The sequence below is a fragment of the Bradyrhizobium sp. YR681 genome, assembly GCF_000282615.1.
Taxonomy (GTDB): domain Bacteria; phylum Pseudomonadota; class Alphaproteobacteria; order Rhizobiales; family Xanthobacteraceae; genus Bradyrhizobium.
This window is the reverse complement of record NZ_AKIY01000220.1, coordinates 17,663-31,039: the sequence shown is the minus strand read 5'-3', so window position 1 is coordinate 31,039 and position 13,377 is coordinate 17,663. Positions and strand designations below refer to the sequence as shown.

12 protein-coding genes and 1 pseudogene are annotated in these 13,377 nt (G+C 65.7%); 7 read left to right on the top strand and 6 right to left on the bottom strand.

Going from position 1 to position 13,377, the window contains the following annotated elements; translation table 11 throughout:
- Positions 1-98, top strand: a pseudogene (locus tag PMI42_RS39360) (NAD(P)H:quinone oxidoreductase); the annotation flags it as partial.
- 274 nt (positions 99-372) lie between these two features.
- Here the strand turns inward: PMI42_RS39360 and PMI42_RS23320 are convergent.
- Positions 373-849, bottom strand: coding sequence for an Lrp/AsnC family transcriptional regulator (locus tag PMI42_RS23320; RefSeq protein ID WP_008138592.1), 477 nt, complete (start codon positions 847-849; stop codon positions 373-375).
- A gap of 120 nt (positions 850-969) precedes the next feature.
- Between PMI42_RS23320 and PMI42_RS23315 the strand changes: the two genes are divergently transcribed.
- Positions 970-1,509 carry an RBBP9/YdeN family alpha/beta hydrolase gene (locus tag PMI42_RS23315; RefSeq protein ID WP_008138590.1) on the top strand — a complete coding sequence of 180 codons (540 nt, stop codon included), beginning with the start codon at positions 970-972 and terminating at the stop codon, positions 1,507-1,509.
- Between the two features lie 21 nt (positions 1,510-1,530).
- On the opposite strand, the gene PMI42_RS39735 is transcribed toward PMI42_RS23315, so the two are convergent.
- The 3 genes from PMI42_RS39735 to PMI42_RS23300 form a co-directional block, all read right to left on the bottom strand.
- Positions 1,531-2,676: a GNAT family N-acetyltransferase gene (locus tag PMI42_RS39735; protein ID WP_008138588.1), complete on the bottom strand. Its 1,146-nt coding sequence runs from the start codon at positions 2,674-2,676 to the stop codon at positions 1,531-1,533.
- 133 nt (positions 2,677-2,809) lie between these two features.
- The gene (locus PMI42_RS23305; protein ID WP_008138587.1) at positions 2,810-4,162 is read right to left on the bottom strand and encodes an O-antigen ligase family protein; all 1,353 of its coding nucleotides are present in this window, start codon (positions 4,160-4,162) and stop codon (positions 2,810-2,812) included.
- 46 nt (positions 4,163-4,208) lie between these two features.
- Positions 4,209-5,273, bottom strand: coding sequence for a glycosyltransferase family protein (locus PMI42_RS23300; protein ID WP_008138584.1), 1,065 nt, complete (start codon positions 5,271-5,273; stop codon positions 4,209-4,211).
- 241 nt (positions 5,274-5,514) lie between these two features.
- Here PMI42_RS23300 and PMI42_RS23295 point away from each other — a divergent pair, with 241 nt between their 5' ends.
- Positions 5,515-6,501 carry a glycosyltransferase gene (locus tag PMI42_RS23295; protein WP_008138582.1) on the top strand — a complete coding sequence of 329 codons (987 nt, stop codon included), beginning with the start codon at positions 5,515-5,517 and terminating at the stop codon, positions 6,499-6,501.
- A 12-nt stretch (positions 6,502-6,513) separates the two neighbouring features.
- Here the strand turns inward: PMI42_RS23295 and PMI42_RS23290 are convergent, their stop codons facing one another.
- Positions 6,514-7,542, bottom strand: a complete 1,029-nt coding sequence (locus tag PMI42_RS23290) for a glycosyltransferase family 2 protein (RefSeq protein WP_008138580.1) — start codon at positions 7,540-7,542, stop codon at positions 6,514-6,516.
- A 6-nt stretch (positions 7,543-7,548) separates the two neighbouring features.
- Entirely contained in the window at positions 7,549-7,818 is a 270-nt protein-coding gene (locus PMI42_RS23285) for a hypothetical protein (RefSeq protein WP_008138576.1), read from the bottom strand.
- 117 nt (positions 7,819-7,935) lie between these two features.
- Between PMI42_RS23285 and PMI42_RS23280 the strand changes: the two genes are divergently transcribed.
- The 4 genes from PMI42_RS23280 (at position 7,936) to galE (ending at position 13,184) form a co-directional block, all read left to right on the top strand.
- Entirely contained in the window at positions 7,936-8,736 is an 801-nt protein-coding gene (locus PMI42_RS23280) for a class I SAM-dependent methyltransferase (protein WP_008138574.1), read from the top strand.
- Between the two features lie 276 nt (positions 8,737-9,012).
- Positions 9,013-11,376, top strand: a complete 2,364-nt coding sequence (locus tag PMI42_RS23275; protein WP_008138572.1) for an exopolysaccharide transport family protein — start codon at positions 9,013-9,015, stop codon at positions 11,374-11,376.
- Complete coding sequence (locus PMI42_RS23270; RefSeq protein ID WP_008138570.1) at positions 11,369-12,172, top strand: WecB/TagA/CpsF family glycosyltransferase; 804 nt, start codon at positions 11,369-11,371, stop codon at positions 12,170-12,172. The genes PMI42_RS23275 and PMI42_RS23270 overlap by 8 nt, the downstream gene beginning before the upstream one ends.
- Positions 12,173-12,191: 19 nt before the next feature.
- A complete protein-coding gene (gene galE / locus PMI42_RS23265) occupies positions 12,192-13,184 on the top strand; it encodes a UDP-glucose 4-epimerase GalE (RefSeq protein ID WP_008138569.1) in 993 nt (330 codons plus the stop codon).
- The last annotated feature ends 193 nt before the right edge of the window (positions 13,185-13,377 follow it).

Sequence of the window (13,377 nt, the reverse complement as noted above, 5' to 3'; positions counted from 1 at the left end):
GCGGCGACGGCAGCCGCCAGCCCAGCGCCAACGAGCTTGCCGGCGCGCGCTACCAGGGCCGCCAGATCGCGGAGGCCGCCAGGAAGCTGCACGGTTAAGCTTTATGCAAGATCGGCTGCATGGCTGATGCGACGCGGGCGGCATTCTCTTTCGGGAATGCCGCCCCATCTTTGTAGACAGGATATTTCACCAAAAGCGATACGAATGGCTTTCGAACTCTTGTTGATCGCGCAGATGATCCGCAGGCCCGCCCAGGCATTGGCCCGGCGCTGGTATTGCCGCAGCCTGTTCCGGGCCTCGCGCGGCCGCTTTCATTGCGCCGGCTGCACGGGATCGTGAGACGCGATCACCACGACGATACGGTGACGCGCCTCAACGGCGCTCGGTCCTCTTCCTGACGAGGTCTTTGCCGATCGGTCGCGCCGGCTCGCTCCGCAGCACCAGCGAGGTCGTCACCGCGCCGAAGCCGGCGATGCGGTCCACGATCGTCTCAAGGTCTTCCGGCGCCGGGACCAGCACCTTGAGCACGAAACAATCATCGCCCGTCACCCGATGGACCTCGATGATGTGGGGAATCTCGCCGAACCGTTTGAGGCAGGTCTTGATGTGCTCATGCGAGGTGCGCAGGCGGACCAGCGCCATCAGGCCGAGCCCGAGGGCGCGCGGATTGATGCGGGCGCCGTAACCTTCGATGATGCCGGCTTCCTCCAGCCGCTTGACGCGCTCGGAGACGGCCGGCTGGGACAGCCCGACGGAACGGCCAAGCTCGGACAGCGGCACACGCGCATTGGCCTGCAATGCTTCCAGAATCTTCAGATCCTTGGCGTCGATGCTCCCGAAGCGATCCAACGAAATTCTCCATTCCGCCTTGAGATCATCGGCAGATGGTCGATTCCGCCGATGACTTGCCATGTGATGCAGCACCGGGATCGGTCACACTGCATCCATCTCAGATATCACGGGACGATCATGCACGACATCATCACATTGCCCGGCCTCGGCGGCTCCGGAGAGACCCATTGGCAAACGCTGTGGGAGCGCGCTGAATCGCGCATCACCCGGTTTCAGCCGGCGAGCTGGGACCGGCCTGATCTCGCCGACTGGGAGCAATCGCTGGAACGATCAGTCGCGCGCTGCGCGACGCCGCCCGTGCTGGTCGCGCACAGCCTCGCCTGCCTGCTGGTGGCGCACTGGGCGGCCCGCTTCTCCTCCGCCATTGCCGGCGCCTTTCTCGTCGCCGTCCCCGATCCGGACGGCGCCAACTTCCCCGGGGAAGCCGGTTCGTTCAAGCACGTGCCGGATGGCGCGCTGCGCTTTCCCTCGCTGGTTATCGCCAGCACAAACGATCCCTATGGTGATCTCGAGGTGACGCGGCAACGGGCACGCGGCTGGCAGTCGGGCCTGATCGTGGCGGGCGCGCTCGGCCACATCAATGCGTCGAGCGGGCTCGGCGACTGGCCGCAGGGGCGCGCGTTGCTGGAGGCATTTCGTGCGGGCCTTCGGAGATGATTGCGAGACAGACGGCTTCCGTCAGCGCGTGCCCTTGCCCAGCGCGCGCGCCGCAAGAGCGGCGAGCCTGGGGTGGCGGCGCAGCCCCTGCGCGGCATGGTCGCGCCATGCGTAAGGAGCACCGCGCCAGGACAGCGCGACGCTGACATCGGTCAGCGGCGTCTGCGCCGCGCCGAGCCGGCGCTTGTAGTCCTGATTGCCGATGCTGAGATCGAAACGGCGCACGCCCTGGGCATGCAGCGCCTCCATGGTGCGCTCGGTCACGAGCAGGCCGGGCGAGAAGTTCGCCCAGGTCCTGCCGGTATGGCTGATGCGCAGCAGGAAATAGGTGGCGCCGTAGCGGACGCCGAGCGTGGTCGCAACGACGCCCTTGTCGCAGACCAGTGCCGAGACGACGGCATAACCTTCGGCAACGCCTTGTCGCGCCACTTCCCGGTAGAATCCGGCGTGAACCTCGTCGTTGAGGACGAAGGGCGAGCCGAGTTGCCTCATCCGCTCCTCCTGCTGCACGTCCATCACATCGAGGAATTCGTGTGCGCGCGCGACATCCGCGGCGATCTCGAACCGCGCGTTGCCAAGGCGGTTGAAGACGCGCCAGCAGCGCGGCAACTGGAGACGCCTGAGCGAGGCGCGATAGTCGGCATAGTCGTCGCTCGTGAGCACGAGGTTGCCGTTGACCGAGCAGGAGCCGAGACGGCCGAGCGACACCAGCGGATTGGGCTTGCCGCCGATTTGAGCCGGCATCTTCTTCAGACGCAACAGATCGAAGCCGTCAGGCAGGGCGCGCAGGCCATCGACCAGCGCCGCACAGATTGCGCGCGCATCGGCCGGATCGAACGAGGCATCGCAGGCGAGGATCGGTGCGTTGTTGTCGGAGATACCGAGATCGGCGAACTCGACGACACGGATGCCGCGCCTGACATGGCTCATCATCGGCACGACAGCGATGTCCCTGCCGGTCGCGACATCGGAGATCACGGCGATCAACGGCGCATGGTCGGCAAACGCCGCGTACCAGGCATCGAGCCAGTAATCATGCTGAAACGCGGTGCGATGGCCGGCACTCAGGCGCGATGCGGCCCGCCGCCAATCGCGCAGGAAATCGACCGCGATTCCAGGCGTGCTGGAGACCCGATCATCTGATTGCTCGACGCTGAGGAACGTCATCCGCGGGACATGCAGTTACTGAATGTTTCCAGATAGATTATGTTTTGCCGCGGACCACAAGCGACGTCGCTGCTTATCGTTAAGCCGATACCACCGTCCTGCCGTGCGACAGATCGGCAGCTGCGACAAGCTGTCAGCGTCCGGGTTCCACCGGCTCGACGCACTGGAACCTGGCAAGGAAATGCAGGCCGGCGACGGCAAGGGCAAACATGAACCAGACCGGATTCTGCCGTTCGAGCAGGAAGGTTTCAGTCGTCCCGAAATACAGGCCGAACAGCCAGATGGTCAGGAACAGCTTGCCCAGCGCGTTGCTGCGATTGTGGGCCTGGACCGCCTGGAAGTTACGGAGTGGCGCGAGCACGAAGATGAGGATGACCAGCAGCAGCCCCGGCAAGCCGATGGTGATGGCGAGGTCAAGATAGCTGTTGTGGCTGTGCGCCGCGGTCACCGCCCATTCGGAGCCTTGGGCGGTCTGGCGCTCGGTCACATCGTCCCAGAACGCCGCATAGCCGTGGCCGATGATGGGCTTCTCGGCGACGGCCGCGAGGGCGAACTCCCAGATGTCGGAACGGCCGGTGAAGGTGGGATCGACCGGCAGCAGCCGCGTCATCGACCCCAGCGCCGGGCTCAGGACGCTGCCGACCGTCAGCAGGTTCATCACGATCAGCGGTACGAAGCAGATCAGCCGCTTCAGCCACAGGCTTCGCGTGACATAGACCAGCGATGCCAGCGCATAGATCGCAAGGCACAGCACCGAGGAGGTCTTGCCGCCGGTGAAGATCAGGAAAATACCGGCGAGCGCCGCGATCGCCGGTCCCATCACGAACGAGCCGACGGCGGACAGGTAAATGCCGACATAGACCAGAATGGTCATCACGGGCGAGGCGACGTTCTTGTGGCCAAAGCTGCCGCGCCAGTCGCCGGCGAGCTGCGGCTCGGTGATGTCGAGCGCGGTGTGGATCGAATATTGCGGCGCGAGGAAGACACCGAGATAGCACAGCACGAGCAGCGCCAGCGCGGCGACGCCGAGGCACAGATTGAAGCTGCGCTGCGTCGGCGGCAGCAATGGCAGCAAGACGGCGAGCGAGGTCACGCTGGCGGCGAGGACGAAGCGCTGCATCGAAACGCCGCGGCTCTCGGAGAAGACGATGTTCAGCAGCAGCCAGCCGACGAGGCCAAGATGCAGCGGTGTCACCAGGCTCTTCAGCGAGGGCCCATCGGTGGCGGCGACGAACAGCACCGCGACGCCGGCCAGGAGGCCCCAGGAAATATAGGTGAGCGCCATTCGTCCGCCGACGACGGTAGCGACGTCGGGATTGCGCAGGTCCGGAAACGGATCGAGCGTGACCAGCACGAGCAGCAGAGCGGCGACCCCGACGAGACAGCGGGCCGCCCGCATGGCATTCAGCCCGGCAAGCCCGTCGCGCAGGACGTGGCCGAGCGACGGGGCCTCGACGCCGGTCATGTCAGTGGAGCTGCGATCCATGGCTCGGGGCCGGTCTGGTGAACCTTGCGGGAAGCAAGCGCCCGTCTTAGCCCATCCCCGTTAACCATCCGTCAACCAGCATGCCCGAGGTGGCGGACACCTGCTGCCGCGCCACACTTCGCGCGATCTCGTAATATTGCAGCGCCCGCTGTTCCAGCGTGAGATTGTCCAGCACGAAGCCGCGCGGATCGAACTTTTTGGCGGAGCAGCCGGTCCAGAAATCGTCCCAGCCCGCTGCGAAGGCGGCAATGTCGGCGAACTTGGCGCCGCAACGCGAATCCCAGTACGGCACCGACGACACCGGCGCGAACTGGACGCGGTGCGGATAATAATCGGGGTCCCGCCACGGGCCGCCGGGATCCCAGGCGAACACCGGCACGCCGCACGACAGCGCCTGCTGATAGGCGATGCCCTGGCTTTCGTTCTGGCACAGGAAGATCATCGCACGCGATTGCGCCAGCGCTTCCTGATAGTCTTCTTCCTTGTAGCTGCCGTAACGCAGCTCCGTGAACGAGCGCCCCTCCTCGCGCAGCCTGGCGCGGACCGGCTCGATCAGATCGGGCGCATAGCGCTCGCGGTCCCAGTGGACCTTGTCGTAGATCAGAACGTCGACGGTCTTCTGCGAGGCGCGCGACGGCGCCCAGAGATCGGTGTCGATTCCAACCGGCCAGGCCTCGGTCTCGGGCCAATGCGGCCGGTACATGTCGGCGTACCACGGGCCGGGCACCACGACCTTCTTCACCGGCAGCCGCTTGAACAGATCGGGGTCGTCGAGCGGATGGTTGTGGGCGGCGACCCCGAGCAGGATCGGGTTCTTCCAGACAAACTTGTCGAGCAGGAATGTGCGGCCGATGATGCAGGCGACTTCCTCGGGATGCTGCGCGATGTAGCCGTAGTCGTTGACGCGGTAGCGGATGCCGAGCCGGTCGAGCCCCGCGCAGAGATTGAGGAACACGCGCAGCTGCCCGCTCATGCGCGGCTCGCCGAAAAGCATGCGGCGCGCCATGCGTCGCAGATGGCGGTCGCCGGGAAACCAGCGATCGTCCTTGTCCTCGTAGAACAGGTTGAGGACCATGTCGTCGGGATCGTAGTCGAATGTCTTTGCGGGCACTGGATCCATCCGCGGCAGCCGGTCACGCATTCTCGCATGGGACCGGCTGTCGCACTCTTCCAAGTTCACGACAGGCTTAATGCCATCGGCTTAACGCTAATTGACGAAACCGCCCTCGCGCAGGCCTTCCCGCCAACGATTTGTCCGCAATGCTTGTATCATCAACCGGTATTGCGAATGCTGATATCGGCCAGACGGCAGATGCGCCCTGGTTAACAGACCGTTAAGGACGAGCCGCAGCTTGAGCACCGTCGACGACCTTCTCGATCTACCGACCGCGCCGCCCATCGCACCGGGCGTGCACGACCCGCTGCCGGTCAGCCCGGCCGCGTCGGTGTCCGTCGTCATTCCCGCCAAGAACGTTGCCGCCTATGTCGGTGAAACCATCGCGAGCGCGCTGGCGCAGGACGCGGTCACCGAGGTGATCGTCGTCGACGACGGCTCGACCGACGACACGATCGCGATCATCAGCGCCGTCGCCGACCCGCGGCTACACCTGATGACCAACGACTCCGCCGGCGTATCGTCCGCGCGCAATCTCGGCGCGCGGCATGCGAGCGGCGACTGGCTGGTCTTCCTCGACGCCGACGACCGCCTGCGTCCCGGCGCGGTGGCGGCCTTGCTGGCGGCCGCGCGCCGCACTCCGCGTGCCGTTCTCGTCTATGGCGACTACAACACGATCGACAGCGAGGGTCGGCAGATCGGCCGGCGCGAGCTCCTGAAGGGACGCCGCAAGCCGTCCGGTGACGTGCTGGCGCGGCTCACCAGCGGCAACTTCATCGTCAATGGCGGCATCGCGCTCGCGCGTGCGGAGGCCTTCCACGCCGTCGGCGGCTTCGACGTCTCGCTCAGATATTGCGAGGACTGGCACTGCTGGTGCCGCCTCGCCGCGATCGGCGAGTTCGCGTTCGCGCCAAAGCTGCTGCTCGACTATCGCCTGCACACCGCCAACACCATGAACGCAGCGCTGCGGACACCGCAGGATTTCTTCCCCGCGATCGCGCGCATCTTCGATGACGGGCTGATCCTGGCCAGGCTGCCCGAGGGCGCCGCGGCCGGGCTGCGCCAGGCCGCCGAGATTCATCTCGTCACCTATTCGGCGACGCAGGCGATCCGCTTCGGCCGATATCGCGAGGCCTTCGGCTATCTCGGAATGATCGGCCGGCAGTCGCCGATATCGCTGCCGCGTGCCACGGTCAGGGTCGCGCTTGCCTGCTTCGGCATCTAGCGCGCCGCAGCTTCAAGTCACGATCTTCGAGGCCTCATAGGGCTTCGGATCGAAGCCAAAGGCAGCAAGCGCGGAGCCAAACGCCACCATCACGGGATGCATCGCGACGACGGCCTTCGACACCGGCAGCAGGCGGGCCGCGCGGAGCAGCGACAGCGGCAGCCGGCCGAGCATCTGCGCAAAGACCCGCGCCCGCGCCGCGGCGCCCCGTGCAGCCTTGTACTGCACGCGATAATTGATCGCGCCGATGCGCAGGCCACGCTTTGCGATCCAGCCGAGACTGGTGCGGTTCTGCGGCACCGTCTCGGTGATGACGGCCTCCGCGGTCCAGTGGAACATCATGCCGGCATCGCGGCAGCGATAGAAGAAATCGCAATCGCCGCCGCCGAGGAAGTTGAAGCGCAGATCGAAAGCGGGGTTGCCGAGCCGGTCGAACGCGGTACGCGTGATCAGGCAGTTGCCGCAGCCGTAGATCAGCGGCACCGCACCGGTGTAGTCGTAGGCGGGACAGAAGGCGGGGTGACGCGCAAGCCAGGGCTTGCTGTCGTCGTCGAACACCGGCAGCACCGGCCCGCCGACCACGTCGGCGCCGGTCGCCTCCGCGGTGCGAACCATCAGCTCGAGCCAGTCGGGCGAGGCAATCTCGTCGTCGTCGATCATCAGGAAGCGGGTCGCGGCGGGAAACAGCGCCTGCGCCGTCTCGAACGCGGCGTTGATCGCCTGGCAATTGCCTTGCCGTTTCTCGACGAGGCAGATGCCCTGAAGCCTGCCGTCGGCCAGATACTGCGCGGCGACCGGCGCGCTCTCGCGCCCTGCCGCGTCGTTCTCGACCATGACCACTGCGAAGGAGCGCGGGGTGCGCTGGCTCGCGAGCGAGTCCAGCGTCAACCGCAAATGCTGCGGACGGCGGAAGCAGGGAATGCAGACGACGATGCCGACGGACAGGTCGATGACGCGCGAGCTCGCCGCGATTTCGCGGTTGGGATCGCGCACCGCATCCGAGATCCGGCTGGCGGACAGGTCTGTCGGGATCAATGTCATGACGTCCTAGATGCCCGAGATATGTTGAAAAAACCCTGCGCCGAGGCGCGCCGTCCCGCGACGGCACAGTGTGGGACAGACGCGTACCAAAGTGAACGGCCACGCCGCGGCGCAAGGCGGCACCATCTCGCGGCTGTCTCGGCGATGCACGTATTCTGTCATACGCTTAACCGCTTTCGCGTGTTTCAACTGCAAATCCATCCGCACGTGGTACTGCAATTCGCAGTCCATCGCCGCCGACGGCGCGATGCGGACGATACCGTAGTTAACGGCCATGCGGATTAACCGGGCCGTAAGCACCTCGACCGGTGAAGCGTCGCGGCACCGGATTTGCTCTTCGGATAGGCGAGATTTTTCCTGTAAATTTGAGTCGAACAAGCGCGGTCAGAAAACATGAACAAGCCAGCCACGATCGATTTCGCGACAGCCACGGAGATCAACGCCCCCGCGGCCACGACGCATACCCAGGCGCTGCTCGATCTCGTCCCCGGCGAAGCCCGCGACAGCCTGCTTGCCGTCCACGAATTGCTGCGCAGCGAACTGCCGCAGGGCCGGCTCGCCACCTATGAAGCCGGTGGCGGCTCGTGCAGCTTTCTGCCGACGGAATTGCTGAGCCGCAGCCACGTCACCGTCGTCGACATCGACGAGGACCAGGTCAAGAACAACAATTACGCGGACGAGGCCATCCTCGGCGACGTGCAGACCTACCGCTTCGGGCCCGAAAGCTTCGATCTCGTGATCTGCTACAACGTGATCGAGCATCTTCCCGACGTCGAGGCCGCGCTCCTGAACTTCCGCGACGCGCTCAAGCGCAGCGGAATGATCCTGATCGGCGCGCCGAATCCGCGGTCGCTGTCCGGCGTCGTCACAAAGTACTCGCCGCACTGGTTCCACGTCTGGTTCTACCGGCACATCCGCGGCATCAAGAATGCCGGCCTGCCCGGCGAGCCGCCGTTCCCGACCTTCTTCCATCCGCTGGTGACGCTGCCGAAGCTCGAGGCCTTCGCGGCCGCCAACGGCCTCGAGATGATCTACCGCCGTGAGGTCGAGAGTCCGCGCTATCCCGAGATGCGCCGGCGCAAGCCGCTGTTCGCGGCCCTGGTCGATGCCGGTGCTGCCGTGATGAACGCCGTGCTGCCGCGCGACACCGACGTCCGCCGCGGCGATTATCACGTCATCCTGCGGAAAATCTGACAATGCGCGCGCAGCCGATCGCGAAAGATGCGAAGCCTCGCGGCCTCGCTGCGCGTGGTAACGAACCGTTAATCTCTCGGCGACAGCAGCGTCACTGCGACGCGTCGAAGAGTGGCATGCGCTTAAACGCTTTGTTTGCCATTTCGGTGAATAGTCCCTCAATGAGTATGGTTAATTTTCCCTGTTGCGTTGATTGGGCACCTATATCCCGGGTGCGTGGCAAGAAGCGAAGAGTAACCCCTCAGCCCGCGGCAGTTGGAATGGAAGCTGGGGACTATGCTTGACTATAACCAGCCGATAGATCGGGCCAGACCCGAGGCTCCACAACAGCGGCCCCAAGCCGGCTTCAACGTGCTGGAGCTGGTCAACCTGCTTTGGCGCCGCAAGATCGCGATTGCGGCCGCCGCCCTGCTCGGCGCGACGCTTGCGGTCACCGCCGGCAAGAGCCTGACGCCCCGCTACACCGCCACCGCCCAGCTCTACGTCGACCCGCGCGAGCTTCAGCTCGTCGACCGCGAGCTCACGCCGCGCGCGCAGGATGTCTCCGGCATGTCCATGGTGGTGGAGAGCCAGGCGCGCCTGATCACGTCGAACAGCGTGCTGCTCCAGGTGATCCAGCAGGCCGGTCTCGACAAGGATCCCGAATTCGGCGGCGGCGGCGATGCCAGGACGCTGATGTCGTCGCTGCTCGGCCTGATCGGCCTTCAACCCCGCGCGCCTTCCGCCGCAGAGACGAAGGAAGTGCAGCTTGCGGCGCTCGACGCGCTGAACCGGCACATCACGATCCGCAAGACCGAGAAGAGCTTCATCGTCGACATCGAGGTCTGGTCGACCGATCCGGCCAAGGCGGCGATGCTCGCCAACACGCTGACCACCGCCTATCTCGCGGAATCCCGCAACTCGCAGGCTTCGGCCGCACGGCGCGCCACCAGCGACCTGTCGGGCCGCCTCAAGGAGCTGCGCGAGCGGCTGCGTAACGCCGAGACCGCGCTTGCGACCTACAAGGCCCAGAACAATTTCGTCGGCACCCAGGACGCGCTGATCAGCGACCAGCAGCTCTCCAGCAGCAACCAGCGGCTTTCCGCGGCCCGCGCAGCAACGATGGACGCGCAGGCGCGGCTCGACCAGATCGAGGCGAGCCGGCGCACGGCCGCCGACGCCGGCGCCATTCCCGAAGCGCTGCAATCGCCGACGATTGCGAATTTGCGCGCGCAATATGCCGATGCCCGCAAGAAATACGCAGAGCAGACCGGCGAGCTCGGCCCGCGCCATCCGGCGCTGCGCCAGACCGAGAAGCAGGTCGAGGATCTCAAGCGCACCATCGCCGAGGAGATCGATCGCTTCGCCCAGTCGGCCAAGAACGATCTGACCCGGGCCCGCGACTTTGAAGCCTCGCTCAACCGCGCGCTGGAAGCGCAGAAGCGGCAGAGCGTCCAGCTCAGCCAGGCCTCCGTGCGCCTGCGCGAGCTCGAGCGCGAGGCCGATGCCAGCCGCGACGTCTATCAGTCCTTCCTCAAGCGCTCGCGCGAGACCGAGGAGCAGGAAACGCTCAACACCTCCGCGGCCCGCGTCATCGGCGAAGCCACGGTGCCGCAGCGGCGCTCGTTCCCGCCCGCGATGAGCCTGTTCGCCATGATCGGCTTCATCTTCGGCGCCATCGCAGCTTCAAGCTGGTTCGTCGCGGCCGAGCTGCTGTTTGCCGGTGCCCCCAATCCGGCCCGCCGCGAACGCACGCCGGCGCCGCAAGCACCTCGGGCTCCAGAGACGACGCGGGCTTCCGAGACAGCCCGGCCTCAACCGGCTGCGCGCGCCCCGGAAGTTGCGCAAGCTTCGCCGGAGCTCACCGCGCCGCCGCTGCAACCCGCGATGACCGAAAGGCCCCTGATCGAGAAGCCGCTGATCGCGCGCTTCCAGGAAGCCGACGTCATCCACACGCTCGGCGCCATTCTCGCCACCGGCGCCGGTGTCGACCTGACGCGGCTGGGCTGGCCGACGCTGCGCCCCGGCTTTCCCCTCACGAGCCTGCTCAATGCCTGGCGCGACATGCGCGCAGCCGTGACCCGGCGCGCCGGCGGCAAGGCAATGCCTGTGATCGCGCTGCTCGGTAACGGCGAGACCCCCGGGCGCAGCGTGACCGCGTTGAATTTCGCGCTCGCCGCCGCGCGCGACGGCGTCCGGGTGCTGATGATCGATGCCGACCATCAGGCACACCCGCTCTCGAACAAGGTCAATCGTTCCGGCAAGAGCGAGCCGAGTGCGCGCGGCTGGCTCTCGATCGGCAGCAAGGCCGCGCGCGAGATCAAGACGGTCAACGGCATCTCGGTGCTGCCGGCCGCCGAGGGCGACGCCGGCAAGGCGACTGAGGCCATCCGCAAGGCGATTGCGCAGGCACGCTCGGCCGGCGGCTACGACCTCGTGATCCTCGACGGCCCGGCGATGCCGCTCACGGCCGGCAGCCGAAAATTGCTCGATGACACCGACGCATTGGTCGCGGTGCTGCCGACCAGCCTCGACATCAACGACAGCCTCGAAGAGATCCTGAGCATGCTCGGCCGCGCGGAGCGCAAGCTCGTCGGCGTCGTGCTCGACGAACTCACCCCCGCAACCCAAGCGCGCCAGCGAGGCAGACAATATGCTTGAGCGCCGCGTCAACCTGGACGGCCGGGCCGCAACCGCCGACGTGCCGCGGATCACCGTCGGTGGCCTTCGTTTGGCCGCGCTAGATATGGAAGCAACCGCCGATTTCATGATCGAGGCCACCGATCCGCAACACCGTATCGGCCGGCCGCTGCATCTGACCTCAGCCAATGGCGAGGTGCTGGCGCGCTGCTCGACCGAACCGGAGACCGAACGCCTGTTTCGCGGCGCCGATCTCATCAACGCCGACGGCCAGCCGCTGGTGGCCGCGTCAAGACTGCAATCCTGGTTTCCGCTGCCCGAGCGGGTCGCGACCACCGACCTGTTTCACGTCGTCGCACGCAAGGCAGAAGCACTGGGCCGCACCTTCTACATGTTCGGTGCAAGCGAAGAGGAAAACGCGGCTGCCGTCGAGAACGTCCGGAAGATGTATCCCGACCTCAAGATCGTCGGCTACAGCCACGGCTATCTGCGTGGTGAGGCCCTCCGCGCGAAGGTTGAGGAGATCAACGCGCTCGCGCCCGATTATCTATGGGTCGCGCTCGGTGTGCCCAACGAGCAGGCATTCGTTGAGGAATACATGCCGCTGATGACCAATGTTGGCGTTATCAAGACATCCGGCGGGTTGTTCAACTTTTTATCGGGCAGCCGATCCCGCGCACCGCAATGGATGCAGAAAATCGGGCTGGAATGGGCCTGGCGCACTATGCTGGAGCCGCGCCGCCTGCTTTGGCGCTATTTGACCACCAACCCCCGCGCGCTCTATCTTCTCTTCAGCCGCAACCGGCCCCTCCGCTAAGAGAAGAGCAGAAGACGACATGACCGACCGACCGACCGTCCTCGTCACAGGGGGCGCGGGCTATATTGGCTCGCACGCCTGCCGCGCGCTGACCGCCGCCGGCTATCAGCCCGTCGTTTATGACAATCTCTCGACGGGTCATCGCAGCTTCGTTGCCGGCCCGCTGGTGACAGGCGATCTGCTCGACGGCGCCACGCTCGCGCGCGCCTTCGCCGAGCACAAGGTCACAGCAGTGATGCATTTTGCGGCGGCCAGCCTTGTCGGCGAGTCCATGACCGATCCGCAGAAATATTACATCAACAACGTCCAGGGCACGCTGTCGCTGCTCCAGGCGATGCGCAACGCGGGCTGCCAGCGCATCGTGTTCTCCTCGACCGGCGCGGTCTACGGCAACGCCGATTCCAAGGAGCTGCCGGAAGACTTCCCCTGCGCGCCGATCAATCCCTATGGCGCGTCGAAATTGATGATCGAGCGCATGCTCGCCGATTATCGCGCGGCCTATGGCTTCGGCGCGTTCTGCCTGCGCTATTTCAACGCCAGCGGCGCCGATCCGGCCGGCGGCATCGGCGAACTCCGTGACATCGAGACCCATCTCATTCCGCGCGCCATGATGGCGCTGCAGGGCCATGTCGAGTTCGCGGTGTTCGGCGACGATTACGACACGCCCGACGGCACCGCGATCCGCGACTACATCCATGTCACCGACCTTGCCGCCGCGCATGTCGCCGCGCTGAAGCTGCTGGAAACCGGGCATGCCGGCGGCAGCTTCAATCTCGGCACCGGCTCCGGATTCTCGGTGCGCGAGATCCTCGACGCCATCAGGCAGGAGACCGGGCGCGAGGTGCCGCACACGGTCAAGCCGCGCCGTGCCGGCGATCCCACTTACCTGGTTGCCGACGCCTCCGCCGCACGAAACGTGCTTAACTTCGTGCCGCGCCATTCCGACCTCGCGACGGTGATCCGCACCGCCTGGGCCTGGCACCAGAAGGCGCATCCGCTCAAGGGCCGTTAAGCAACCGTAACATCCGTACCTTGCCTGCCGTGCCTCCAAGCGGCTAGAATAGGCATTCGCTGCCGCCGTTGGCGTATCGCCGACGGCCGCATTTTTGGGCATTGCCGACGATGAAGTCGCGATGCATGGCTCCGCCTGTTGCGCGAGCCGATTTTCCTGGCGTCAGGACCACAAGCGAATCTGCGTGACGGTC

What these genes read in the sequence shown, in the direction of transcription:
- PMI42_RS23315 (WP_008138590.1), top strand. Translation starts at nt 970, where the DNA reads ATGCACGACATCATCACATTGCCCGGCCTCGGCGGCTCCGGAGAGACC.
- PMI42_RS39735 (WP_008138588.1), bottom strand. Translation starts at nt 2,676, where the DNA reads ATGACGTTCCTCAGCGTCGAGCAATCAGATGATCGGGTCTCCAGCACG.
- PMI42_RS23305 (WP_008138587.1), bottom strand. Translation starts at nt 4,162, where the DNA reads ATGGATCGCAGCTCCACTGACATGACCGGCGTCGAGGCCCCGTCGCTC.
- PMI42_RS23290 (WP_008138580.1), bottom strand. Translation starts at nt 7,542, where the DNA reads ATGACATTGATCCCGACAGACCTGTCCGCCAGCCGGATCTCGGATGCG.
- PMI42_RS23285 (WP_008138576.1), bottom strand. Translation starts at nt 7,818, where the DNA reads ATGGCCGTTAACTACGGTATCGTCCGCATCGCGCCGTCGGCGGCGATG.
- PMI42_RS23280 (WP_008138574.1), top strand. Translation starts at nt 7,936, where the DNA reads ATGAACAAGCCAGCCACGATCGATTTCGCGACAGCCACGGAGATCAAC.
- PMI42_RS23275 (WP_008138572.1), top strand. Translation starts at nt 9,013, where the DNA reads ATGCTTGACTATAACCAGCCGATAGATCGGGCCAGACCCGAGGCTCCA.
- PMI42_RS23270 (WP_008138570.1), top strand. Translation starts at nt 11,369, where the DNA reads ATGCTTGAGCGCCGCGTCAACCTGGACGGCCGGGCCGCAACCGCCGAC.
- galE (WP_008138569.1), top strand. Translation starts at nt 12,192, where the DNA reads ATGACCGACCGACCGACCGTCCTCGTCACAGGGGGCGCGGGCTATATT.